We start from the raw sequence: 26,103 nt of genomic DNA on the forward strand, positions 1-26,103 counted from the left end.
CAATATGTTCATGTGACTTATTTCACTTATATTCTTAGGATAATATTATCACAAGGGGGGCATAACAACATTTATGTGCGTCTATACATACAAAAAATTCGGAGGTTGTACACATGTTCAGAATGGCTTTTCTTAAAACATTGTTATTTCTCAGCATATTCAGCTTACTATTTACCACTATAACATTAGAAGTTCAAGCATCCCCACCGTCCAATATGGTAAAAACTGAATATAATTCTGAATCTGTAATCCAATCACAAGATAAATCTTCTAAGTCAAACCTTCAACAAAACTCAAGTAATAAGTTAAAGAAGAAATCTAAAACTACCTTATCTGAACTACATCAGAAATATCCTGGTACTATGGTTCTCAAGGGTCCTAAGAATCAAAGAATCGCTCTCACATTCGACGATGTCCCTGATCCTCGTTTCACACCTGCCATCCTCGACATATTATCTAAATATCATGTACCAGCGACGTTCTTCATTGGTGGAAAACGTGCTAAGGATTACCCAGAGCTTACAAGGAGAATACATCGGGAAGGCCATGCTATCGGGAATCATTCCTATGACCATCCTTTATTCACAAAAATTACTTTAGCCCAATTTCAAAGTCAGATCCTCACAACAGAACAAATCATTTATGATACGGTTGGCGTTAGACCTAGCCTTATTCGTCCACCTTATGGGGAAATTTCGGAAGCTCAGTTGAAATGGGCTAAGCAACAAGGATATAAAATTGTCAATTGGAATGTGGATTCACTCGATTGGAAAGGCATTGGTAAAGAAGAAGTGAAGAAAAATGTGCTGTCACATGTAGGACCTGGTTCAATTATTCTCTTTCATGCAGGTGGTGGAATTGGTTCGGATCTAACAGGTACGATTCAAGCTCTACCTGTTATTATTGAGACTTTACGAAATAAAGGATACACTTTTGTAACTGTCCCCATGCTCATTCAAACTTCTGAAACCAAAAAATAGATAGAGATATACTCTATCTATCCGAATGAATGATTTAATTAGTCAATGAAATACAATTCGATATCTTGATAACCGAATACTCGAACACTCTGCTGACTTCCTGGAATAAATATATCAATACGGTTGCCTTTTATTGCAGATCCTGCATCACTTGCTGTTGCAACAAATGCATCTTTAGGAAGACCATTGTGACTATGTCCAGTAACCAGCACTTTTGTACCGAAAGGAATAATACTTGGGTCTACAGCAATGGTTCCTAACTCAAGCGAATTTCCGAAATAATCAACAGCACCCCATTTACCATTCTCACTAGCAGCAGCAGAATATGCCGTTGCTTTAACTTTTAGTGTTTTGGAATAGTTAAATGTTTTTCCCCATGCTTCTATCTCTTTTTTGTTTGATGACGTTGTTAATATGGAAGCTGTGTTAGTCAGAGATGCAGCCTTAACCACATTGCCCGAAGTTGGAATGTTCAGTTTGATACCTGCATAGATATTGTCAGCTTTTGTTTTGGGATTAGCTTTCATTAACTTGTCCATGTTCACAGCATATTGTTGTGAAAGCTTGTAATATGTATCCCCTTCTTTAGCCACATGAAGTGATGAAGCATGAAGTGGTGTACTTTGCACCACCATTGCCATACCTACAGCTGCTAGTACAAATTTCATTTTCTTAAAATGGATTTTCATTGCTCCTCCTTATAATAACGCCTGCGAAGTTAGCTGTCGGATTCGGATTGGGAGTCAACCCTACACATGTTAAATGCGATTCACCCCTAGTTGTAAAGAACTTACACATTCTTGTACAAACTTAATTACATCCTCCACACTTTCTGTCTGAAAGTCTCGGCACAATTAATATATCACAATTTTGTAACCTTTTATTATGTAATGTTTTCCACTATGCTCTTCCGAAAGATAAGAAATAGAGGTTCAAGAATCAATTTCATAATTACGCAAATCGATTTAGATGCATCAATGTAATATACACTTCTTCGTCCCTTATTGCCTATAAGAGTGTCTCTTTATTTAATAACTATTTCTTAAATCCAAAATGTTTGCATTAATTTCCAACCAAAATAACCAACTAAAAATCAGTTTGAAATGTGATCCATTCATGGCGGAAAGTTTACGACAACAATACGCTTCGATTTCTCCGGGATATCACTTGAACAAAAACCACTGGAACACAATCTTGATCGATGGTACTCTTTCAGAACTAGAATTATGTAAAATGATTGACCACTCTTACGAATTGGTTTTTAAAGGGTTGAGAAAGTCGGAGAAAGATGTAGTGAACCCAAGCGCAATCATGGATGTTTTACTTTTTGACTTCGGGTTTGGTACGATCCGATTTTATCTAAACTCTGTTCCGACGCACCTTATCATTCTCTTACTGAAATTCTAGCATCTGGACAACTCCTTAAGCGAGCATGTCCGTATATGGAAATCATTTGAGTTGTAAAAAAAAGGATCATACTGTAAGGTTAATACCTTTAGGATGACCCTTTTTTTGCACTTTTTGTTAATTAATTGATTCATGACCCCGGATCCGCCCAATATACGTGTGGCACTCGGCACAATCTACTAAAACCTCATAATTGATGCTTAATCCAGCCTCACTGCTTCACCTTTTCTCAAATCAATTTCATATTCCCCCTCTGGTTAAGGAAATTCTGTTGTCGTATACAACAACTCTTATTTATCCCAATTTAACGCAAGAACTTGCTCCGTAGTCATATTAGCACCTGTTTGTAAATACTCCATATTTTTTAACGCCATTTTATGAGCCTGCTGACTAGAGCCAATCACTGAATCAGAAACGACATTAAAATAATAGTCATGTTGATGAGCATCTACTGCTGTAAAACGTACACATACATCTGTTAAGCCACCAATTAAAAATACTCTCTTAATTCCCTTACAACGCAATAACAGATCCAAATCTGTTCCTATAAAAGCACTGTATCGACGCTTCGTTATAATATATTCTCCTTCTATTGGTGCTGTTGATGGATGAAATTCCTCCGCTGAAGTACCTTCCAAGCAATGGATTTTTTCTACACCATCTAATTCACGGCCAAAGTCACTCAAATCTGCACGATGCAGCTCTCTTACTTGAATAATAGGTAGCTCTAATTCACGAAAGTGCTTTATAATTTTCGGTGAATTTAGCATGCATGTTCCGCCTTCCATAACAGGAATAGCATCACTTTCCATATCGTTTTGAATATCAATAACAAGTAACGCACTATTTTCTAATATATTTCTCATAGTTCTAACTCCTTTCAAGATAGATTAATTGAATAAATTCTCTACTGAAATAACCGAGCCTGTTTGAAAATACTCAATATTATCTAGAGCAGCTTGTGCAACTTCGTCACTACTTGGCGTGCCACACGCTTCCTTAAATACATGAACATGATAATTAAATTGATGAGCATCTACTGCTGTATAATGCACACAAATATCAGTCATTCCACCAATAATGAAAAGATGATCTGCCTTCAAACCACGTAATAATATTTCTAAATCCGTTCCAAAAAAGGCACTATAACGGCGTTTTTCTATTGTATATTCACCCTCGATTGGACCTGTAGGCTCATAATAAGTAGCTTCAGGTGTTCCTTCGACACAATGAATATTTTCAGCACCTTCAAGTTCGCGACCAAAATCAATAAGATCTTTTCGATGAATTTCTAATATATGAACAATTGGAACATCGCCACGCTCACGGAAATAATTTGTCACCCGCTCAGCATTTTTCAAATAGTTCATTCTTTTTTCTGGAATATCACGTTTTTTATTTGGATCTGAGTTTTGAATATCAACAATAATTAGTGCGCTATGCTTAGGAATTTCAATCATATCTGATTCCTCCAATATTTATTTTTCGAATACTTACCATAAAAATTCGTCTGTAATTAATAAGCTATAGTCATATGTGGTTGAAAGTGTTCCAATTTCCAAATAGAAATCTAGTACATCTTTCATCGTTTCAAAAATCCAACCGTTTTCACCCATACCCACTTTATTATCTTCATGTGTGTATAAATAGAAGGTAGGATACATTTCAATAACCTCTTCTTTCGACACCTGTAAATCGTCAGCCGCTAATTCAGCAGCACTCTCAAGATCAGTTGAAATAAATTGTGTTGCATCTTCTATCGACTTCAATACACCTGTAACCCACTCAGGTTTTTCAGCAGCTGTATCTGCTCTTACAACCACAACATCAAGAATCGTATTTGTTAGTGTTGTCGTATCGATAATAATTTTTCCATTACGAGATTTAACACCTTCAGATAAATATGGCTCAAACGTAACCGCTGCATCGATGCTACCTGCTACAAACGCAGATCCTGCTTTACTTGGTCCCATGTCTACCATTTTGATATCATCAATAGTCATGCCTTCTGTTTCTAACGCTTTTGCTAACATATAGTGGGTAACCTCACCAAACGAAGCACCTATCGTTTTACCTTTCAAATCAGCAACCGTTTCATTTTCACTATCTGTTACGATACCATCACCACCTGTTGATCCATTATGCAAATAAACAATTTTCGGTAATGAATTAATATCCGTTCCTTCTTCAATTAATGTACCAATGCTAACCATGTAGCTTTGTAGAGTCATAAAAGCTACATCAGTATCTCGAGTCATTAAACCCATCAGCGGTGAAGCAGCACCCATTGCATCAATTTGCAAGTTAACACCGTTTGCCAAATCATATTCCTTGTCCTTTAGAGCATAAATATTAAATCCTCCAATAAATGGATAATACGTGGTTTTTACAGAGACTGGTTCTTTCACTTCAGGTGCTGGAGCAGGTGTAGCATTTCCTCCAGAGGCTGTAACCTCTACAGATGCGTTAGTTGAAGAATTCGATGACTTCGTGCCCTCTCCGCAGGCTACAATTACTGAACACATCATTACTACCGCTAAAAACTGAGTCCCTAACTTCATCCACTTTGTACTCATATCCATCTCTTCCTCTCTCTTTTCCAATTTTATTGATAAAAATCTCATCTATCTATATCAAATGAGATTATGAATCCACTTCCTGCCTCGTATCCTCCACTGAATGAGTAAAAACTTACATATATCATCAATAACAACAAATAAGTATACAATCTCAATTCCAAAGTCTAAGAAGTAGCCAAATAGAAAGGTTAATGGAATAGATACACACCATAGAGAAAAATTATCAATAATCATGCACATGAAAGTATCTCCACCAGCTCTTAACGTACCCATGATATGAATGAAATTCATACCTTTAAGTGGCAAAATAAATGCTAAATATATCATAATCGTGATAATCGCATCTTTAACATCAGTTGAAATTCCTTGATAGAGAGTTAAATAAAGTGGTGTACCGATTAAAAGCATAAAACTTATTCCAATTCCACCCACTCCTGTATACAAGCCCATTTTTTTCGCTAATTCAGGTGCTTCATCTCGTTTACCCTCACCGATAGCTTGTCCAAGTATGATCGCACCTGCATGACCAGCTCCAATAAAGAACGAAATCAGCAGTTGTTCTAAAACCTTTGCAATTCCTACAGCAGCACCGATCGTGTAGCCCATTTTGTAAAAGACGATGCTGTACAAAGCAATACCGATGCTCCAAAAGGCTTCATTAATAATGACTGGTAATGAGGTTTTAAAGAAGGTTTTCAAAAATGAGCGATTGATTCCTAATAAATCCGTTAGTAAGGGTGCATAATCCGAAAATTTACGATATAAGAACCAAACAAACAAAATCATTTCAATAAATTTAGTAATAACAATACTTACAGCTGCACCATATATACCAAGCTCAGGAAACCCAAAATTACCAAAAATTAAGCTTGTACTTAATCCAACATTGATAAAAATACCCATAATAGTGATCTTAAGTGGTAATTTTGCTTGTCCAATATTACGAAACACCATTGAGACTGCTAGAGTAATACCTGTTGGAATATAGCTGATACATACGATTTTCAAATAATTCGATGCAAGTTCTATTAACTCTTTTTCCGTTGAAAATATTTGTAAAATTGAAGCTGGAAAAGCTAAACTAACTACTGAAAACAAGATACTTACAGCTATAATTAAGATAAATCCAAGAGCGATCGAGACTTTTAATTGCTTATGATCACCTTTCCCAAAATACTGAGCTAAAAATATGGTCGCTCCACTTACGATACCAACAATGATTAAGTTAAGAATAAAGAAAATTTGACCCGCTAAACTCGTAGCAGAAACCTCTAAATCCCCTAGCTGACCAACCATTAGTGAAGCAATTGTATGTGTGACATTCATAACCATACTTTGTAGCCCAATTGGCAAAGCTAATAATACAAATGTTTTAAGAAATGGCTTGTCCTCACGAAATGATTGAAATAATGTATTAATCATTATTCATTTATTCCAAAGTCATTCGAATGAAGCATGCTATGAATATACTTTCGTATTTGAATAAACTCTTGCGTATCCTTAATTTCTAGATCGCGAAGCTGTGGTAAATCTATTGGTATATTTGCGATTACTCTGCCTGGACGCGCACTCATCACATATACTCTTTGTGATAAAAATACCGCTTCTTCTATATCGTGAGTTATAAATATGACGGTATGTTTCTCTTTCTCCCATAATTCTCTGAGTTGAAGCTGCATATTGCCTTTAGTATCTGAATCTAATGCACCAAACGGTTCATCCATTAACAAGACCTCAGGATTATTGGCTAACGCACGAGCAATCGCAACACGTTGTTTCATCCCACCTGATAACTCTTTTGGTAGACGATTGCGAAAATCTTTTAGCCCTACTAATTCCAAATACTTCTCAACTATTGAATCAGCTTCTGACTTTGGCATTTTTTTAAGTTTTAATCCAAATCGGATATTTTTTTCTACTGTTAACCACGGAAATAGCGTATAGGCTTGAAACACCATCCCACGATCTGCACCTGGCCCGATCATGACTTGATTATCTAGTAAAATATCACCACTCGTTGCTTCATCTAACCCTGCAAAAATCCGAAGAAGTGTTGATTTACCACAACCAGAAGGACCAACAATACTAATAAATTCATTGTCCTCAATATCAATGTTTATATCTTTTAAAGCGATGGTTTGACTTTTTTTAGTTTGATATACTTTATTTAAATTTTTACAAGAAATTTTAATTATGGCTTCCATCATAAGCTCCTCCTTTGACGTTTAAGCTAATTGTCCTCTGCCCAATGAAATAGAACTTTGTTTATAATTGCAAACATGCGATCAAATAATAAACCTAAAATACCTATGATGAAGATACCTCCAAAAATGATATAGGTTTTCATAAAGCGCTCCGCAATCATAATGTTATAGCCTAAACCAGAGCTTGATGCTAACATCTCAGCCATAATAAGATACGTCCATGACCATCCCATGACCATACGCATTGTGTCCATCATATTAGGCATAATTGCAGGGACAATTACATTTTTAATAACTTGTCCTTGAGTTGCTCCTAATGTATAAGCGGTATTAATAAGATCAATTTGAATACCTTTAACAATATCCGTAATCATCGCTGTCATTGAGAAAACTGCACCTACTACGATTATCGTAATTTTCGCTTGCTCACCAACACCTGCCCAAACCATAATTAGTGGAATTAATGCTGAAATCGGTAAATATCTAAAGAACTCAATTAATGGCTTTGTAACTGCGTTTACGATCTTAAAAGCTCCAGAAAGTAACCCTAAAGGGGTACCTATAATAATTGCAATGGCAAAACCAGACAAAACTCGATAGCAGCTTATTAATATATCTGACCATAAACTTCCATTACTTAAACCTGACCATAAATACTTAAAAGTAGCTTGTGGAGTAGGTAAAAATATAGAATTTATGCCCGAGAAGTTACTAACTAAATACCAAGTTAAAATAAGTAAAGCAAATGTTGTTATCATAACAGTATTAAATACTCGGTTATTAATTTCTTTTCTTATCCTAAATAGACTTCGAAATGCACCGCTATTATTCATCTCCACTACCTCCTGTTGAATTGTCTTTATATAGTTTGACTCATTTCATATAGCTTCAAAGCGAGTAAGAGCTTCAGTTGTATTTCTGAATCATCAAATGAGATATCTAGTATCGCTTTGATTTTATCTAGTCGATATACAACGGTGTTATAGTGTGTAAACATGTGCTGAGCAGTTGATTTAATGTTACAACCCATTAAGAAATAACTCTTTAACGTGTGTAGTAAATTTGAATGATGTAGTTGGTCATAATCGATTATTGGCTGAATAAACTGAACTAAAAATTTGTCTATGTTTTTATGTGCAGGTAATAATGTTAACACTGAATAAATACCTAGCTTGTCCCATGTAACATTATCTGATTTTTCACAGCAGGCGTTAGTAGCAACATAGAGTCGTTCAACATCCTCTAGAGCATCAGGTAACTTAATTGGTGGAAATATTTCCCCTACACATAATGAAAATTGTTTAGTTTGAAGCACCTTTTCAAGTAATTTTCTTAATAAAATAAGTGATTGCTCAGTAGCTTGCTCGCAATCCTGTTCGCTTGGAATAATAACGATTAATTTCCCTTCCTTTATCGTGAACATGAACCTAGATTCATACTCGTGTTTGTTTAATGCACCAAGCGTTGAATAGTCAGGTCGAGCACTCAAAGAGGAGTAGAAGTTAACAATTGCAATTTGATAGTGCTGTGAAGCTAAATCTTCTAATTGATATAATTCCCCTTTTACATTTAACTCTTCTAAACTCTTAATATGTCCATTCAACCAATCCTGTAAAAAATCGTCAAAATATTTATTTTTAACTTGCAAATAGGTTACCTCACTACGAACACGAATATTTAAGTAAGGTTGAATGTGCGAGACAGTAGCCGAGTCAAGCTCATCACAGATATTATTTGCCTCTAAAACGATGGTTCGTAGTGGCTCCTTTTCAGAATCCCATAGATTAAATACGTGAATGTTTATTTGCTCACCATTCATATCGATTAGATCTAAACATGACTTTTGCAAATTCATCAACAGAGTTGTGTCTTTTAATAATAGTTGCTCATAGTAAAATTCAAACAGCTGTCCATTCTGCTTCCCTGTAATGAGTTGACCTCTGGAATCAACTACTGCAAGTGGATTACCAATTAACTTCTCTATTTTTTCTATAAGGGTTGAAATGGAATGATCTTGAATCATTAAATTTGAAACCAATGCTAACCTATCTTGAAGTTTCATAATATGCTCTGTTTCGGATGAAACAACTTTTTCCATCACTTCTCTCACTACATTTGAAAAGACAGTGTCCTCAGCTAGTTCAAATAAAGGCAGACCATAATGCTCAGCACAATCAATAACTGACTGTGGAATTTCTGTTATAAAGCGTTTTGGTTTAATAGCAAAAGCAGATACCCCTTTTTCTACTAAGTAAGGAATTAAAGTAAGAAACTCATCTAAATTATTTTGATAGGAAAACCCCGTCGTAATTAAAAATTCATTATGTTGTACCCAATTTTGAATATCGGGTACCTCCATAATATTCACCCTACTAATAATGTTTGATAGTTTTCTTTCTCCAGCTAATAACTTTAATTTAGGTAGTGCTGTCATATTGAACAAATCATGACATGAAATTGTTCTAATCATTCCAAAACTTGAACTTTGACTGGACATAGATCATCAATCCCCTTCATGCTAACTTAAGATTCTTCATGTTAGCGTGTTAATTGCGATGCTCTCCATCCACCAAATTCAGATATATCCTCACTTTCACCTTCTATATAAGACTCACATATAAATCCATTTACTGTACTACCATCTTGTAGCGTTACCTTTCCAATCCCTAAAGGTTGAGGAATTTGACGCATAAATTGACCTAACTTGCTTAATCTTATTTTCCAAACCTCTAATTCAATAGAATGTCCTTTACTATCTACCCTTATTAATCCAGGCTTAGCTGGTTCTGATTTTAATCGCAGCATTTTATAAGTTGGGGCAGTATGATCAGTACGAACAAATCTTGCATCACAATCTAGCATTTGCTTTTCAAGTGCGTAACCTTGCATATGCAAGCCACATACAGCTAGCTCAACCGATTCAGTATCTGCAAATGCTTTAGCTGTTCCTTGTAAGTAGGACTCGTTTCCTCTTGCCGCAAACAATGTAATACCGAATGGTAAGTCATCGTCTGCATCGTCAGATGGAATCGCTAGCGCACATAAATCCAGCAAATTACAATGATTCGTATAATAGCCCATCGCACTGTTCGTATGAATTGGTTGCAGTCTTACTTGTTCCCTACTCCATGAGCCACCACAGGTTGGCATAACCAATACTGCATCTTCAAGCAGTGGAGTAACCTCTTCCTTATAAGCCTTTAGCTTATGAAGTGCTGTGAAAACAGAAGCAGCATCATAGCCATTTTCGATCGCGGACTGAAGTATTTGTTTCGTGACGGGATAAATTTCATCAACATTATGTCTAATAAATTCACCTAGATCACTCCAACGCTCTGCAATCCACGGTCCATCATAGAGCAAGTTAGTAACCTCATTAAAAATAGTAGTATCGATATAGTGAATGATGACTCCCATTTGCTCTAAGCGTGCTAGCGTGGCTTGCCAAGCTTTTTTATATTGCTCTGCATAATATCCGAAAAAATATAAATCCTCCTTCGGAATTACAATTCTTTCAGGTAAAGCTGATGAGGTAACTTCTGATAATGAAGCAATTCGTTTCTTCCGTATAATTGCATCCACCAAATACGCATCATCTAACTGATTAGCAAATACAGTAACACAATCTAATGAAGCACAAGCTGGAACAACACCTTTATTTGACCAATGTCCTATTGTAGGCTTGTAACCTACTAATTTATTTAGTGCAGCGGGGACTCTACCTGAGCCAGCTGTATCCGTTCCTAAAGAAAATACTGCATGACCTCTTGCTACTGCCACAGCCGAACCACTGCTCGATCCTCCGCTTATTAAGTCTGGTCTATAGGCATTTGCGGTTTCACCATATGGACTTCTTACACCTACTAAACCAGTTGCAAATTGATCTAAATTCGTTTTCCCTAATGGAATTGCCCCTGCATCTATCAAGGCTTGTACTACTTCTGCATTTTGTTCTGGGATATAAGTGTAAGCTGCACACCCAGCTGTAGTTGGTATATTCACTAAATCAATATTGTCTTTAATAGCAAATGGAATTCCCCACAACGGATATTCATCTGGATTCATCGATTGCAAGCGATCAATATAAGGTTTGATACGCTCATAAGTAGGTAATTCAATCCAAATATTATAGGAAGTATCTTCTATTGACTTTTCAATAATCTGTTTAATGTATTGCTCTGGCGTAAGCTTACCTTGCTTATACATAAGCTTTACTGTTGAAATCGTTGTTCTTATCATTTCTCTACTCTCTCCTCACCACAGCTATACCATTTATTTATCTAACCAGTGTATTAATTAATGTTATATATGATTGGAAGCCAACTTCTGATGTTAGATAATATCACATAAACTTAACTTAACTCATTATCTTTCGATAACAACTAAACTGTCAATCCTTTTAAAGTATTTTGGAGTTTTTACTATTTTACATAGTATAATGTATGTTTGTTTTTGTGTTCACTTTACAAAACATAAATTAAACCATAATAAAACTGTATTTTTTTATCTATTTGGTTTATTATTCATAAAAAACAGGCTGTTTTGATTTGCATTATTTACAACTTTTTATAATGTGAATTAACATTACATCAACATTACAATTAAGGAGTGATATTAGTGGAAAAGCTTATGACGAGTTTTCAATTACTTCCTGGAGAAAAGTGGTCAGGCACAATTGGAAAAAACAAATTAATAAAAGTAACCACGCTTGGAGGAGAAGCAAATCTTTCTACATTGTTATTTTTTGCTGATGATTATAGTGAACGCTATAATATGCCCGATACATTAAAAGCACAGCATACAGCTCATCTAACAACAGGAAATGTTCTAATGAGTGATAATGGAAAGGCACTGGTTAGTATAATTGATGATTCTGTTGGATGGCATGATCCTATCGGTGGGTATACAAACCGATTAATGACAGATACAAAATACGGAAAAACCTCATATCAAGATAAAAGAAATGACTGGTTAAGAAGTGGTGAAGAAAATTTTATCGTTGAATTAATTCGTAATGGACTAACTCAACGTGATTTATCACCACCAATTAACTTCTTTTCGAAAATCGTTTGTGATTTAGAAGGAAGAATATCGTACATTGAAAAGCATGCAAAATCCAATGATTACATTACATTGCGAACAGAGTTGGACACGTTGTTTGTTTTTTCAAATACACCCCATCCATTAAATCCAAAAACAAGTTACCCTAATACAGTCATTTTATTTGAAGTATTTTCAACCGAACCCGCTGACGACAAAGATATATGTTTTATTAAATATGACGAAAATAAAAGATCATTTGAAAATACTTGGAAATATTTAAATTTACGATAATGATGAGGAGGGTTACATATGATAACACAAGCATTTTTACGAGTTGAAAGTGAGCGACTAACTACGGAAGCCGTTTACTCTGAGATTGTCAAAGCTGGGGACGGTTTTATGTATGAGTTAAAAAAAGGCCAAGTCATTCGCATATTAGATTTAGCAGGGAACCAAGCAGCCGATACATTGCTATTCGATGCTGATTTTCCAGAGGATCATTACAGTGCTATTCATACTATTTCAGCCCAACAAAACATTTATATTACAACTGGTACCGTATTACGTGCTGAATCAGGGACGGCATTAGCAACTGTAGTTGCCGACACTTGCGGTCGTCATGACACCGTTGGAGGCTCATGCTCATCACAAAGCAACACGGTTCGTTATGCACATAAAAAAGCATATATGCATAATTGTCGAGATACTTTCATGCTTCAATTATCAAAATATAAGAGCAGTTATGCATTTTCAAAGCGAGATTTAGCACCTAATATTAACTTTTTCATGAATGTCCCTGTTACACCAGATGGTGGACTTACATTTGCTGACGGTGTTTCTGCTCCAGGCTGCTATATTGAGTTAAAAGCAGAGAAAAATATCGTTATTCTCATTAGTAACTGCCCTCAACTAAATAATCCATGTAATGCATATAACCCTACTCCGATTGAGGTTTTAATTTGGAATAGTTAATAGAGTTCATACAACTGGAGAAACAGCATAAATTTCTCGACATTTTTGCTAGTAATAGGTATCCATCACATTGAAATATTTATCTGTACTTACCCGTACTAAATCTAAAGTTGTTTGTATAATGCAGCTGCATAATCGGCATCGTTATAATATGATTGACAAAAATGCTTCAACAATAGGGATACGCAATATTTCCGCATAAAAAACAGACGTAAAAATGACGAATATGTCATTTTTACGTCTGCCTATTCTCAACTTAATTTAGGAGTTTAAATCTACTCTACCTTACAATACTTTACTAAGAAATTCCTTAGTACGAATGTTCTTAGGGTTACCAAATACCTCTTCAGGTGAACCCTGCTCCGAAATACGACCTTCGTCTATGAACAGAATACGGTCCCCAACTTCACGTGCGAATCCCATTTCATGCGTCACAATAACCATCGTCATGCCTCCTAAAGCAAGTTTCTTCATGACTTCGAGAACCTCTCCTACCATTTCAGGATCAAGTGCCGAAGTTGGTTCATCGAACAACATGACGTGAGGTTGCATCGCCAGTGCACGTGCAATCGCTATACGCTGTTTCTGACCACCCGATAGTTGATTAGGGTATACATCCTTTTTGTCCGACAAGCCTACGGTTTGTAAAAGGTTCTCAGCAATGAGGTCAGCTTCTGCTGCAGACTGCTTTTTAACCGTAAGTGGTGCTATCGTAATATTTTGGCCCACTGTCTTGTGTGGAAAGAGATTGAAGTTCTGGAACACCATCCCCATTTTTTCACGCGTTGTATTGATATCATGCTTCGGAGCCGTAATGGATTCACCTTCAAAAGTTATTTCACCAGATGTAGGTTGCTCCAACAAATTTAAACAACGCAGAAATGTACTTTTACCTGAACCAGAAGGTCCGATTACAACGACAACCTCACCTTTAGATATTTCTATATCAATACCCTTCAGAATTTCTAATTGACCATATGATTTATGAAGATCTTTAACGGTTATCACTTGCACTCAACTTCCTTTCCACAACACTCAGTAACTTAGACAATGCAAACGTCATCACGAAATAAATGGCTGCTGCAATGATAAATGGACTAAGTCCTTTGTAAGTAATGTTCTTAACTACCCCTGCTTGATACATAATATCAGCCATTCCGATCACGGAAATAATAGAGGATTCCTTAATAATGGTAATAAATTCATTCCCTATCGCAGGAAGTACAGCTTTAAAGGCTTGTGGCAAAATAATATGTCTCATCGCTGTTCCACGTTTCATTCCTAATGAACGAGCAGCTTCCATTTGTCCACGATCTACGCCCTGTATTCCTGCTCTAAATATTTCAGCTAGATAAGCTGAACTGTTAATAGATAACGTGATAATACCAGATTGAAGAGGTGAGAAATTAATGCCGAATGTTAAGGCCATACCGTAATGAATGATCATCAATTGAACAAGCATCGGTGTACCACGTAACACTTCGACATAAGCCGTCCCTAACCACTTCACGATACCGATATTTGTCATTCTCAGTAAAGAGATAAACAATCCAATAATGAACCCGAATAATACACCTAAAGCTGATAGTAACAATGTATATCCAATACCTTGTATATAATAACTTCGATACTTCCATGCAACATCAAGAATGTTCCCTGATTTCTCTTTGCCAGCTGCAAGAAGACTCGCTTCTTTAACCATCCGCTCAATGTCTCCGTTACTCTTTAATCGAGTAAGTGTATCATTAACCGCATTTAGAAGCTCTGTATTACCTTTTTGAATTCCAATTGCTGCTAAGGACTCTGCATCTTCTGGCTCTGCATCCGCAAGAACAATCTCTGAATCAAGATACCCCTCAGCAACCGTGTCTTCTACTATAATTGCGTTGATTCTGTTCGTCTCCAACTGGAGAATAAGATCTGGTATTTTATCTAAAGATGTCAGGTCAGCGTTCGGAATCGTCATTCCAATCTCTTCTTGAATGGAACCTTTCTGTACGCCGATCTTCTCACCCTCAAGTTCCTTCATCGTTGGATACTTCGCTTGATCCTCTGCACGAACAACGATCACTTGATGTGCAACATAGTAATTATCAGAGAAATCTATACTTTTAAGCCTTTCTTCTGTTGGTGTTAATCCCGAGATAACGAAATCAACCCGACCACTTTGCAGAGCGGATAAAAGACTATCAAATCCCATATCTTCAATGACAAGTTTAGCCCCAAGATCTTTGGCAATTTCCTCAGCTATAGCAATGTCAAAGCCTACTATTTGATCTTTTCCGTCAATCGTTTTGTGAAATTCATAAGGCGCGAACTCCGCGCTTGTTCCAAGAATCAGTTCTTTATAAACTTTCTTTGTTTCTGATTCGGCGCTTACCGTCTCCGTCGTCTGCAAACCCGTAGTTAGCAGGATAACGGTGCTAAGTAGAAACACAATCATTCGAGTAAATTTCTTCAACTTCCAGTTCTCCCCTTACCATGAAAATATAATTGATCATTTTGCAACTGGACAATCATACGTGAAAATGTATGTTTATGCAATGACGTACACTAAATCGTTAAATTTTCAGTTCCATACGCCACAAAAAATCGCTCCTTTGTCTAGCTTTAATGGTCTAACCATTCAGCCTACAATGGAGCGGTTTTTATTTTACAATAATTCATCTTCTACTATGTTACCCATAATTCTTTCGTAAATACTAATATACTCAAGTGCAGATATGTTCCAACTATAATCACCGCAAAATGCATTCTGGGTGATGGTATCCCAATGTGAAGGTTGATGATAGAAAGACACTGCACGACGAAGGGTATGCATCATATCATGTGCATTATACGAATGAAATGTAAATCCATTCCCTGCACCCGTAAATTCGTTATATGCATGTACTGTATCATTCAACCCACCGGTCTCACGTACAACGGGGATGCTACCATAACGTAAAGCTAACAGTTGACTAATTCCACAAGGTTCAAATTTTGATGGCATGAGGAATAAATCACTGGCAGCATAACATAGGCGTGAAAGCCTTTCACTAAAGGTAATGAGCGATACACATTTAAGTGGATACCGTTGCATTAACTCTTTAAACCAAGCTTCATAATTAGAATCACCCGTCCCTAGAAGCACTAGTTGCGCATCATCATCATATAGCATTTCATCAATAACTCTGATGACTAAATCTATACCCTTAGAATCAACAAGCCGAGTGACCATTGCGATCAGAGGTACCTTCGCAGCTATAGGGAGATTTAATTCCTTTTGCAGTTCTATTTTATTGCTCTGTTTCTGCTCGAGATTAGAACGATAATTCGTGTAAATATAGGGATCATTCTCAGGATTATAGATCAACGTATCGATCCCATTCACAATCCCCGTCAATTTATCTCCTAATGTGGCTAATAACCCATCCAATCCATATCCAAATTGTGAGGTTTGAATTTCTTGGGCATATGTTGGACTCACCGTCGTGACATGATCTGAATAGAGAATACCAGCTTTCATAAAGTTAGCTTTCCCATAATATTCAACGCCAAGGTAATATCTATTATCTAGATCTAAAAATTCACTTAAATTATCGTAAGGAAAAACGCCCTGATACTGTAAATTATGAATGGTGAATACCGTACGTATTTGAGAGAAAAGGGGTTCATGGCGATAATGTGCTTCTAACAATAATGGAACCATAGCTGTATGCCAATCATGACAGTGGATCACATCAGCTTGAATATCTAACGCACGAATAACATCTAACACAGCACGATTGAAGAACGAAAACCGCTCTCCATCATCCATATACCCATAAATACCTTCTCGTCCAAAATAATATTCATTATCTATAAAATAATATGATATTCCTTCATGGTAGATAAACTCTATGCCACAGTATTGACTTCTCCAACCAACCTGTACAACAATTTCAGCCACATGTGTCATACGCTCACGATCAGCTTTAGGTATTCCCCGATATTTTGGAAGAATAACAGTCATTTCTATTCCATCCTGTTGGAGTGCTTTAGGTAAAGCGCCTATAACATCAGCAAGGCCACCTGTCTTGATGAAAGGTGTTGATTCAGCTGCAACGAATACAACTTTCATAATTCATCTCTCCTTCTAACTTTCCTCTTGTAAATCAACATACTTAGAGGAGGAATCGTAAGCTCAAGACTTTGTTTCTGCTGATGCCAACCCACATTTCCGGTCTGAATTGAAGGTTTAATCTCCCGCCCTTCCCCACCAAAATCAAGATCATCACTATTAAGCACACATTGATATGTACCTTTACGTAATACGCCTATGCGATAATCTGTCCTAGCTATAGGTTGGAAATTTATGATGATAATCAGCTCATCTACTGTCTTTTTACCTTTTCGGATATAAGAGATAACACTTTGTGATGAATCATCTGCACTAATCCACTGAAAACCCTCCATAGAATGATCTAGTTCCCAAAGTGCCTTTTCATGTAAATAAAATTGGTTCAAAACCTTTGTATAATTCTGCAATTGTCGATGCTTATCATAATCTAACAATAGCCAATCCAATTGTTCTTGATCTTTCCATTCAATAAATTGGCCAAATTCACCACCCATAAATAGAAGTTTCTTACCAGGTTGAGTCATTTGGTATCCAAGCAAACTACGCAGTCCTGCGAATTTCTCCTCGTATGTACCAGGCATTTTATTCAATAAAGATTTCTTCCCGTGAACAACCTCATCATGCGAAAGTGGAAGTGCGAAATTCTCAGCGTAGGCATAGCAAATTGGAAATGTTAATAAATGATGTTGAGAAGGTCTTTCCCAGAAAGGACTTTCTATGTATTTCAACGTATCGTTCATCCATCCCATATTCCATTTGTAATTAAACCCTAGACCCTCCTGATCAACAGGAGATGTGACTCCTGGCCAAGCACTGGATTCTTCCGCCATCATGAGTGTATAGGGATAATAACGGAATATGGTTGTATTCAGTTGTTGGATGAAAGCGATCGCTTCCAAGTTCTCTACACCACCCATTTTATTTAATTGGTTTTGCTCCACTTTCTTTTCGAAATCAAGCCGAATCATGCTCGTTACAGCATCCACACGAAGTCCATCGATATGATACATTTCCAACCAAAATAAGGCATTTGAAATAAGGTATGAAACAACCTCTGGTTTCCCATAATCAAAAGAGAGTGTTCCCCAACCTTCTTTCTCAGCTTTGAAGGCATCACTGTATTCATAACATGGCGTTCCATCAAACATTCGTAAACCATGTGCATCTTTAGCGAAATGAGCTGGCACCCAATCCATGATGACACCCAACCCTGCCTGGTGGCAGTGATCTACTAAAGACATGAATTCTTGAGGCGTTCCAAACCTACTTGTGATTGCAAAAAAACCAGTACCTTGATAGCCCCATGATAAATCATACGGATGCTCACTTAAAGGCATAAATTCAATATGTGTATAACCCATTTCTTTCACATATGGAATAAGAATGTCCGAAATTTCATCATAGGAATATAAAGATCCATCAGCCTTTTGTCTCCAGGTTCCAAGATGAACTTCATAGATATTAACAGGCTTCTGAAAAGGCTGTTGTTTACGCCATTCTGCGTCATTCCATTGATATTCATCCAATCTCGTCACAATCGAGGCTGTATTGGGTCTCAGTTCAGCTTGAAAAGCATACGGATCTGCCTTGAGGAATGTGACACCATCAGGTCCTGTAATTACAAATTTGTATAATGTACCAACACTTATTTCAGGAAAAAAGCGACTCCATATCCCCGAACCGGGCATCTTATGTAGTGAATGATCTTGCCCACTCCATGCATTCATATCTATTGCTAGTCCAACATCAAGTGCATGAGGAGCCCAGACTGCAAATCTTACACCACTCAGACCCATTTCTATCGTTGGATGTGCACCAAGGAAACGGTAACTATGGTGTGAAGTGCCTTCATGAAATAAATAATAATCATTCGCTGATATTAGTTCGTCTTGTTTTTCCTGAGCCATCATTCATATCACCTTCTTATACAAGTATAGTCAACATTACTATTAGCCTATTCCAACAATTCTGAAAATATAAATGATATTTCAAATCATTTCATTGTAATATTTCATAATAATTTCAATATACTCATTTCATGTGGGATTAAGGGCCTTACCTGCACTATATTGCACATCAATTAGGAGGGACTCAACATGATTAGAAAAGAATGCATTGCTATGCTACTTGCAGGTGGAGAAGGTCGAAGATTGGCACCTTTCACTTCAGAAATGGCAAAACCAGCTGTACCGTTTGGAGGGCATTATCGGATTATTGATTTTCCACTTAGTAATTGCGTAAACTCTGGAATTGAAACGGTTGGTGTACTTACTCAGTATGAAGCTAATTCATTACATGATCATATTGAATTGGGTGAACCTTGGGGATTACACAATACTCGAGATGGTGGTTTGACACTTCTGCCTTCTTATAAAACGGGTAATGATTACTCGGGGACAGCAGATGCCATTTATAAGAATATGGAGTATATCGATCAACACGATCCAGAACATGTCGTTATCCTTTCTGGAGATCATATCTACCACATGGATTATAGTCATATGTTGGAAGATCATAAGAATAAAAATGCTCAAGCAACCATATCAGTCATTGAAGTTCCACTAAAGGAAGCTAGTCGCTTTGGTGTATTAAGTGTGGATAAAGAAATGCAGATTTATGACTTCCATGAAAAACCAGAACATCCTGAAAGTAATTTAGCTTCTATGGGCGTATATATATTTAAATGGAGTTATTTAAGGGAATTATTAATTCATGATGCTGCTAATCTGACCTCAACACATGATTTTGGAAAAGACATTATTCCAACGATGGTATCTAAGCGTGATTCACTATTTGCATATCAATTTAATGGTTATTGGAGAGATGTGGGTACCGTTGAGAGTCTCTGGGAAGCTCATATGGATCTCTTAGACCATAATGTTGACTGGGAAATACATAAGACCAACTGGCCTATGTACAGCCGCCCTCAGAAATTAAATATGATACAACCGAAGCACAAGTCTGAAAATAGTACAAACTGCATGTTATCAGATTCTTGTTATATAGAAGGTTACGCAGAGAATTCTGTTATCTTTTATGGTGTCGAAATTGGTAAAAATTCTATGATTAAAGATAGCGTCATTATGCCACATGCAAAAATAGGTCGTCATGTGATCATCGAACATGCGATTATTGGAGAAGGTGCCGTCATAAAAGATGGTTCTGTGATTCAAGGATCTGTCAACCAAGTCAATATTGTTGGTCCTCGCGAAGTCATCAGTAGAAAACCTACTATACTGACACAACCAGCACGAATACTTCAAGATGTTTATGAGAATTCTACCCGACTTCGAGCGGAACTTTTATAATACGATAATTATATTTAAACAAATGGCGAACCAAGTTAACAAACCGGTTCGCCATTTAGTCATTTTATATTATATTCAGTACATTAATCATTAAATAGGAACACTATCTTCTGGTTGATCGGTGTCTTCCTTAATTTCCGCAAGTGGTAACATCACTCTAACAATGGTACCCTTACCTAGTTCACTAACAATTTCCATCGTCCCATGATGTTGTTCCACAAGTTGTTGAGAGATAGCTAATCCTAATCCCGTCCCACCATTCAAAGGATTAACCTGAAAGAACCGATCTCGCACTCTATTGAGATGTTCCTCACTAATACCTAACCCAGTGTCATGAACATCAACTTCCACTTGTCCAGGATAGCAGTTCAACACAAGTTGGATCACACTACCTTCATCTGAGAATTTAATGGCATTATCAACTAAGTTCAAGAAGATCTGCTTAAGTCGGTTACCGTCTCCTATGACAATAGGATTCTCATCTGATTCTAAGACTAGTTTAATATTCTTCTTCTCCGCTTTTGTCCACATATTCAGCATGATCTCCTGAAGCAGTTCTTTAAGGACAACCTCTCCAAAGACAAGCCTCATCTCATTCTGTTGAAGTTTAGAGAAGTCCAATATTTCTTCAACTAAGCCAATCAAGCGCTCTGTTTCTTTAGAAATAATCTGCATTCCAACCTTCGTCTCTTCAGGATCATATCCGCCTGAATCTAAAGTCTCACTCCATCCTTTAATACTCGTTAATGGAGTTCTTAATTCATGCGAAATGGATGAAATGAAGTCATCTTTAATCTGATTACTTCTGACAATCTCTTCTGCCATATGATTAAGTGTGCTCGCCAATTCACCTAATTCATATCTATAATCACCTTTCACTCTCACCTTATACTTCCCCTTGGCCATGAGTGCAGAGACTGCTGTAATATTATTCAGTGGCTTCACGATCGAATTCGCGAGTCCTAGACTAAAGGCAAGTACGATAGCTAATACGGCCACACCAATTCCCGTCGATAACATAGTCACATCAAAAAGTTTGTCGTTTACGGTTGTAAGAGAAGTTGTATACCGTAGAATATATGGTTCTTCTCCGTTCATTTGCAGCAGCTTAGACACAGCCATAACATCTTCATCAGTGGATGGCTGACGGCCAACCCATCGACCAAAATCCCCGGAAATGGCTTGAGGAATATCGCTTGTTGTAATCGTCGTATCGGGATTGAATTCAGTCGTATTGATTAATACATTACCGTTAATATCTAATATTTGCAGTTCTGTCGTGTTCATTTTAAAGTTAACCAGCATATCTGACAATAAGTTGATTTTCTCTTCTTCAAAGAACCTAAATTTCTGATAAAAATCTTCGGCATTTTTGACATAGCTTGAAATATAACTATACACGCTATCATAATAATACGATCTTATCGCTAATAAGAAGATCACTTCCACAAGCAGCAGCGCCGTAAACACTACGATGAAGTAGTGTAAGACGATCTGTCTGCGTATCCCTTTCTTACTCATTGGACATTGCCCTTCCACTTATATCCATGACCCCAAACGGTTTGTAAATACAATGGTTCCGATGGATTCTCTTCAATCTTCTGACGTAAGCGGCGAATATTCACATCTACAATCTTTGGATCTCCCATATATTCCTTACCCCACACATGATCTAACAGAACATCTCGACTAAGTGGTGTCGTTTCTTTCTCAAGGAAAAATTGAATCAGGGAAAATTCGGTTGGTGTTAATTCTATGGCAACACCATTCTTTTTAAATTGTTTGGTAATTAGATCTAAAGCAAATGGACCTGAATTAAAACTAACCTTTGCTGAATTTTCGCGTTGAACACTTACACGCCGTAACAACGATTGAATACGAGCTATTAGTTCTGTTGGACTAAATGGTTTACTGACATGGTCATCTGCACCCACAGATAATGCATATACTTTATCTTGTTCCTGAACTTTTGCTGTTAAGAATATTATTCCTATTCGTTCATTAGTCTCTCTAATTCTTCTGCACACTTCAAATCCATCGATACCAGGTACCATAACATCCAGAAGTGCAATGTCAATGTCAGGATTCGCATTTAACTTCTCAATCGCTTCATAACCATCCTCAGCCTCTACAACATCAAAACCATTACGCTTTAAATTTATGACTATAAAACTACGAATGGATTCCTCGTCCTCCAAGATTAGAACTTTACTCACTTTGACTCCCCTTCCTTTCAATCGGAGCAACATCTTTCTCCACTTTTTTATTATTGTTAAGCTCTAGATTTATGTCATAGCTTTTATAGCCGATCACTTTATCACTAGTTCGAACAAGTAATTCCCAATCACTATGATCCTTTTCCCAATCTAGTTGTGGGAAGAACTTAATCTCTGCTATTGTCTTGTCGGTGTCCAACATTTTAAATCGTAAGTACTCATCTTTGTTAGATGTTGTATCTAATGTGATATTACCATGCCATTCGGGAGGGAAGAAATTAAGCAAGAATCTATTCTTGTAATCATGGTATTGTTGTCGCACAAAATTCATCCCATCTGTTCCATCCCACTGATAATACGAGTAAAACCAAGGAATTTCTTCAAAACCAACATGTTCCCACCCTTTTGGTGTTTCCAAAATCCCAATTTCAATAATTCCATCTGAATTTACATCTTCACTATAGATTTGAATATCCTTATAGGTTTGATCCATATTTAGAACCGATATTAATTTATTCTCTTCCATGACAATTACTTCAGAATAGTAATACCCTGAACCAGAACCGCTAGCAGCATCTAGAATGATGCCTTTCTTGCCCTCAGATACATTACCAGCAACAACATTATAGTAATGATTAAGCAAAGGTTCCATTTCTAATTTGGCTAGCTCAATAAAACCTTCATCAAATTGATACACCGTCATGCGAGCATATTCATTTTGCTTCAACGATACGATCGTAAGATCATTCTGGTCATCTGAATTAAGATCATTCATAATAAAATGGGTATATGGGGTCTCCAAAAGCTTATCCACTGTCTCCCCATTATAATTATAGACAACGAGACCGTTCTGCAGGTCACCGTCACCTCTCGAGAATCCCGCAATGATATTAAGGCTACCGTCATTGGTTAAGTCTAATATCTGTAAAGATTCAAGAATTTTTCCTTCTGCATCAAAAGTAAATTGTTGTACCCAGGTACCATTTTGATTCTCAAATATTGAACCATGTAATGGTACGGCTTGATCCGTTGTCTCATAGAATACAACAACTTCCTTCTTACCATCACTATCTAGATCAGCGAAACGAATAAGACTTGTATTATCGTTCTCACGAGCACGAATCAGTTCTGCCCCTTTAGGAAGTTGCGATGTAATAAATGTACGCAGTGATTCATTCTCCGCAGAAATCTGCGGTGTTTTCATAAGAGATACTGGATCACTGATAATGCTACAACCGCCAAGAATAAGTAGGGTCAGGCAAGCAGTACATGCTCTTATGAAGCTTGATTTGTTCACCCATATCACTCTTTTCTATAATTACACTTGTTAATTTAGATTAAACTTTTCTCACGCTGAGTTAAGCGTCTTCCTTTAACGTCAAATACGATTTCTCCCTTAGAAAGACCAATAATTCGACTACCATATCTTTCAGCAAGGTCTAGAGGAATAACTGTTAGCACAGTAACCCGCTCCTCCTTACACAAAGTTCTTAATTGTTCTAAGACACTCTCTGCTGATTTGGGATCAAGACCTACTACAGGTTCATCGGCAAGGATAACCTTTGCACCGTGTACCAATGCGCGTGAAATCGCTATACGTTGACGTTCACCACCGCTTAACTGTCCCATTTTGAAATGTGCCTTCTCAAGAAGACCTAGACTCTCAATAACATCCATCGCACCCATATAATCATCTGAACGAACCGTCCCACTTAATCTACGCCACCATGGCGTCTGACCTCTTTGGCCGATGATCACATTCTTTAATGCTGTACGTTTGGGATTAAACTCAGGGCTTTGTTCCAAGTATGCCCATTCTTTTTTAATTTTTTGTTTACCCATAAATCCTAACTTCAATACATCTACTCCGTCCACATTAAATGAACCTTGATCCCATTTCTGATTCAAAGAGAGACATTGAAGTAATGTACTTTTTCCACTCCCACTACTTCCAACAATGGCAATCATTTCACCCTTATGGAATTGAAAATTCACATCATGAAGTATAGGATCTTTTTGTATCCCAATAAATTTAGTTAAATGTTCTATCGTAATCATCGCGATAACTCTCCTCTTAATCCTTTCCTATTAGTGTATGGGAAAAGACACTGAAATTCCATGCAAACAAGCGTTCTATATATTTAATTCGATAGAAACTCTTGAAACCCTGCTAATTATGAAATTGATTCCTGAATCAGTTTCATAATTATGTAAACTTATTATGAAATTGATTCTGAATCAGTTTCATAATTACGTAAACCTATTATGAAATTGATTCGTACATAAACTATCCCATATTATAGTGGACAATATCTATCCGAACAAGCCATAATAATAGTAGCCTATGATTAACAGAAAGGTATGAATGACATGAACTATATTGTGAAAGTCGATGTTTCACCGATCTACGAGCTTATGGCAAGTTTCATGGTCTATACATCGAAAAAATGGACGGATAACATGGATATGGGACCTGAATGGGTACAACAAGTTGATCATTCCCTTGCCCCAAATATTCGCACCTCATTAGCACCTGCATCATCTTGGCCGTTCTCTGATTTCGACGTTTTATATACATGGGCCATTCATAGACAAACAGGAAATAGCATCGATCCTTTTCTTGATCATCTATTGTTGTGCAGTGATGATTACTTATTCGATATCGCATCGTCCTATTTACCTTCACTAACTGTAAATGATACAAGACGAATTCGTGATGACTATACACCACTTTTGAAATTATGGTATTTACACTATTTCAGAAATATAGAAGACGAAATAACCCCTCTGATCGAAGAAGATGCACTTGAGAAGAGTACGCTTATTAGTAAAATGGATCCTGAAAATTTAATAGAATATGCTTCAGGTGGACTAATAGTTGAAGACATCGCTGATTTACAGACGGTTATACTCTTCCCTACTGTTCATAATCGACCTATTAATACTTATTGCTTTTATAAAGGTATGCTACTCATTCAATATCCTGTAGATGTCCCGGAGGATAACGAAGATGAGCCACCTATGTGTCTTACCCGTATGACGCATGCTCTCTCCGATCCTAACCGTCTTCGTTTATTAAGATACGTTGCAGATCAACCTAAGTCACTTAACGATATGAAGAAGGACCTGGATGAACCCAAAGAAACACTAATGCATCACCTCATGATCCTAAGAGTAGCAGGATTTCTACGAATTCACCTTGGTAATCATGATAATGAGAAATTTAGTATTCGCCCAGACGGAGTTGCGGAACTCCAGATATTCTTAGAATCGTATATTCATCTTTAGGAGT

23 protein-coding genes and 1 riboswitch are annotated in these 26,103 nt (G+C 36.9%); of the genes, 6 read left to right on the forward strand and 17 right to left on the reverse strand.

Features of this window, described 5'->3' with window-relative positions; genetic code table 11:
- The first annotated feature begins 113 nt into the window (after nt 1-113).
- Nucleotides 114-980: a polysaccharide deacetylase family protein gene (locus LPB68_RS01830; RefSeq protein WP_068658417.1), complete on the forward strand. Its 867-nt coding sequence runs from the start codon at nt 114-116 to the stop codon at nt 978-980.
- 38 nt (nt 981-1,018) lie between these two features.
- Here LPB68_RS01830 and LPB68_RS01835 read toward each other — a convergent pair whose 3' ends face one another.
- Nucleotides 1,019-1,669 (reverse strand): 3D domain-containing protein, encoded by a 651-nt coding sequence (locus LPB68_RS01835; protein WP_068658415.1) that lies wholly within the window; start codon nt 1,667-1,669, stop codon nt 1,019-1,021.
- A gap of 3 nt (nt 1,670-1,672) precedes the next feature.
- Nucleotides 1,673-1,841, reverse strand: a riboswitch (cyclic di-AMP (ydaO/yuaA leader).
- Nucleotides 1,842-2,033: 192 nt separating this feature from the next.
- Here LPB68_RS01835 and LPB68_RS23820 point away from each other — a divergent pair.
- Nucleotides 2,034-2,387 (forward strand): MmcQ/YjbR family DNA-binding protein, encoded by a 354-nt coding sequence (locus LPB68_RS23820; RefSeq protein ID WP_082865713.1) that lies wholly within the window; start codon nt 2,034-2,036, stop codon nt 2,385-2,387.
- Between the two features lie 290 nt (nt 2,388-2,677).
- Here the strand turns inward: LPB68_RS23820 and LPB68_RS01845 are convergent, their stop codons facing one another.
- The 8 genes from LPB68_RS01845 to LPB68_RS01880 are packed head-to-tail and all read right to left on the reverse strand — an operon-like array spanning nt 2,678 to nt 11,409.
- Nucleotides 2,678-3,253, reverse strand: a complete 576-nt coding sequence (locus tag LPB68_RS01845) for a cysteine hydrolase family protein (protein ID WP_068658411.1) — start codon at nt 3,251-3,253, stop codon at nt 2,678-2,680.
- A gap of 24 nt (nt 3,254-3,277) precedes the next feature.
- A complete protein-coding gene (locus LPB68_RS01850) occupies nt 3,278-3,847 on the reverse strand; it encodes a cysteine hydrolase family protein (protein ID WP_068658409.1) in 570 nt (189 codons plus the stop codon).
- 33 nt (nt 3,848-3,880) lie between these two features.
- The gene (locus tag LPB68_RS01855) at nt 3,881-4,963 is read right to left on the reverse strand and encodes an ABC transporter substrate-binding protein (protein ID WP_232510221.1); all 1,083 of its coding nucleotides are present in this window, start codon (nt 4,961-4,963) and stop codon (nt 3,881-3,883) included.
- A 57-nt stretch (nt 4,964-5,020) separates the two neighbouring features.
- Nucleotides 5,021-6,388 carry an MATE family efflux transporter gene (locus LPB68_RS01860; RefSeq protein WP_068658405.1) on the reverse strand — a complete coding sequence of 456 codons (1,368 nt, stop codon included), beginning with the start codon at nt 6,386-6,388 and terminating at the stop codon, nt 5,021-5,023.
- Entirely contained in the window at nt 6,388-7,173 is a 786-nt protein-coding gene (locus LPB68_RS01865; RefSeq protein ID WP_068658403.1) for an ABC transporter ATP-binding protein, read from the reverse strand. Before LPB68_RS01865 ends, LPB68_RS01860 begins: the two co-directional genes overlap by 1 nt.
- Nucleotides 7,174-7,196: 23 nt before the next feature.
- Nucleotides 7,197-8,003, reverse strand: coding sequence for an ABC transporter permease (locus tag LPB68_RS01870; protein WP_068658401.1), 807 nt, complete (start codon nt 8,001-8,003; stop codon nt 7,197-7,199).
- 26 nt (nt 8,004-8,029) lie between these two features.
- Nucleotides 8,030-9,667 (reverse strand): PucR family transcriptional regulator, encoded by a 1,638-nt coding sequence (locus LPB68_RS01875; protein WP_068658399.1) that lies wholly within the window; start codon nt 9,665-9,667, stop codon nt 8,030-8,032.
- Nucleotides 9,668-9,708: 41 nt separating this feature from the next.
- Complete coding sequence (locus tag LPB68_RS01880; protein ID WP_068658397.1) at nt 9,709-11,409, reverse strand: allophanate hydrolase; 1,701 nt, start codon at nt 11,407-11,409, stop codon at nt 9,709-9,711.
- A gap of 390 nt (nt 11,410-11,799) precedes the next feature.
- On the opposite strand from LPB68_RS01880, the gene LPB68_RS01885 reads away from it, so the two are divergent.
- Together LPB68_RS01885 and LPB68_RS01890 are read left to right on the forward strand one after the other, a co-directional pair.
- Nucleotides 11,800-12,504 carry an urea amidolyase associated protein UAAP1 gene (locus LPB68_RS01885; RefSeq protein WP_068658721.1) on the forward strand — a complete coding sequence of 235 codons (705 nt, stop codon included), beginning with the start codon at nt 11,800-11,802 and terminating at the stop codon, nt 12,502-12,504.
- An 18-nt stretch (nt 12,505-12,522) separates the two neighbouring features.
- The gene (locus tag LPB68_RS01890; RefSeq protein WP_068658395.1) at nt 12,523-13,185 is read left to right on the forward strand and encodes an urea amidolyase associated protein UAAP2; all 663 of its coding nucleotides are present in this window, start codon (nt 12,523-12,525) and stop codon (nt 13,183-13,185) included.
- A gap of 285 nt (nt 13,186-13,470) precedes the next feature.
- Here the strand turns inward: LPB68_RS01890 and LPB68_RS01895 are convergent, their stop codons facing one another.
- The 4 genes from LPB68_RS01895 to glgB all read right to left on the reverse strand — a co-directional run bounded on the left by LPB68_RS01895 (nt 13,471) and on the right by glgB (nt 19,197).
- Nucleotides 13,471-14,193 carry an amino acid ABC transporter ATP-binding protein gene (locus LPB68_RS01895; protein ID WP_068658393.1) on the reverse strand — a complete coding sequence of 241 codons (723 nt, stop codon included), beginning with the start codon at nt 14,191-14,193 and terminating at the stop codon, nt 13,471-13,473.
- Nucleotides 14,180-15,646: an ABC transporter substrate-binding protein/permease gene (locus tag LPB68_RS01900; protein WP_082865712.1), complete on the reverse strand. Its 1,467-nt coding sequence runs from the start codon at nt 15,644-15,646 to the stop codon at nt 14,180-14,182. Before LPB68_RS01900 ends, LPB68_RS01895 begins: the two co-directional genes overlap by 14 nt.
- Before the next feature lie 192 nt (nt 15,647-15,838).
- Complete coding sequence (gene glgA / locus LPB68_RS01905) at nt 15,839-17,287, reverse strand: glycogen synthase GlgA (RefSeq protein ID WP_068658391.1); 1,449 nt, start codon at nt 17,285-17,287, stop codon at nt 15,839-15,841.
- A complete protein-coding gene (gene glgB / locus LPB68_RS01910; protein WP_068658389.1) occupies nt 17,284-19,197 on the reverse strand; it encodes a 1,4-alpha-glucan branching protein GlgB in 1,914 nt (637 codons plus the stop codon). The genes glgA and glgB overlap by 4 nt, the downstream gene beginning before the upstream one ends.
- A 186-nt stretch (nt 19,198-19,383) precedes the next feature.
- On the opposite strand from glgB, the gene LPB68_RS01915 reads away from it, so the two are divergent.
- Nucleotides 19,384-20,595 carry a glucose-1-phosphate adenylyltransferase gene (locus LPB68_RS01915; protein WP_068658387.1) on the forward strand — a complete coding sequence of 404 codons (1,212 nt, stop codon included), beginning with the start codon at nt 19,384-19,386 and terminating at the stop codon, nt 20,593-20,595.
- A gap of 90 nt (nt 20,596-20,685) precedes the next feature.
- Here the strand turns inward: LPB68_RS01915 and LPB68_RS01920 are convergent, their stop codons facing one another.
- Genes LPB68_RS01920 through LPB68_RS01935 form a run of 4 tightly spaced genes read right to left on the reverse strand, consistent with a single transcriptional unit; the run spans nt 20,686 to nt 24,869 of the window.
- Complete coding sequence (locus tag LPB68_RS01920) at nt 20,686-22,116, reverse strand: sensor histidine kinase (protein WP_068658385.1); 1,431 nt, start codon at nt 22,114-22,116, stop codon at nt 20,686-20,688.
- Nucleotides 22,113-22,811 (reverse strand): response regulator transcription factor, encoded by a 699-nt coding sequence (locus tag LPB68_RS01925; RefSeq protein ID WP_068658382.1) that lies wholly within the window; start codon nt 22,809-22,811, stop codon nt 22,113-22,115. The genes LPB68_RS01920 and LPB68_RS01925 overlap by 4 nt, the downstream gene beginning before the upstream one ends.
- Nucleotides 22,804-24,108, reverse strand: coding sequence for a hypothetical protein (locus LPB68_RS01930; protein ID WP_198402156.1), 1,305 nt, complete (start codon nt 24,106-24,108; stop codon nt 22,804-22,806). Before LPB68_RS01930 ends, LPB68_RS01925 begins: the two co-directional genes overlap by 8 nt.
- A gap of 35 nt (nt 24,109-24,143) precedes the next feature.
- A complete protein-coding gene (locus tag LPB68_RS01935; RefSeq protein WP_068658378.1) occupies nt 24,144-24,869 on the reverse strand; it encodes a phosphonate ABC transporter ATP-binding protein in 726 nt (241 codons plus the stop codon).
- A 312-nt stretch (nt 24,870-25,181) separates the two neighbouring features.
- On the opposite strand from LPB68_RS01935, the gene LPB68_RS01940 reads away from it, so the two are divergent.
- Nucleotides 25,182-26,099 carry an ArsR/SmtB family transcription factor gene (locus tag LPB68_RS01940; protein WP_068658376.1) on the forward strand — a complete coding sequence of 306 codons (918 nt, stop codon included), beginning with the start codon at nt 25,182-25,184 and terminating at the stop codon, nt 26,097-26,099.
- The last annotated feature ends 4 nt before the right edge of the window (nt 26,100-26,103 follow it).

Source organism: Paenibacillus crassostreae (genome assembly GCF_001857945.1).
Lineage (GTDB): Bacteria > Bacillota > Bacilli > Paenibacillales > Paenibacillaceae > Paenibacillus_AQ > Paenibacillus_AQ crassostreae.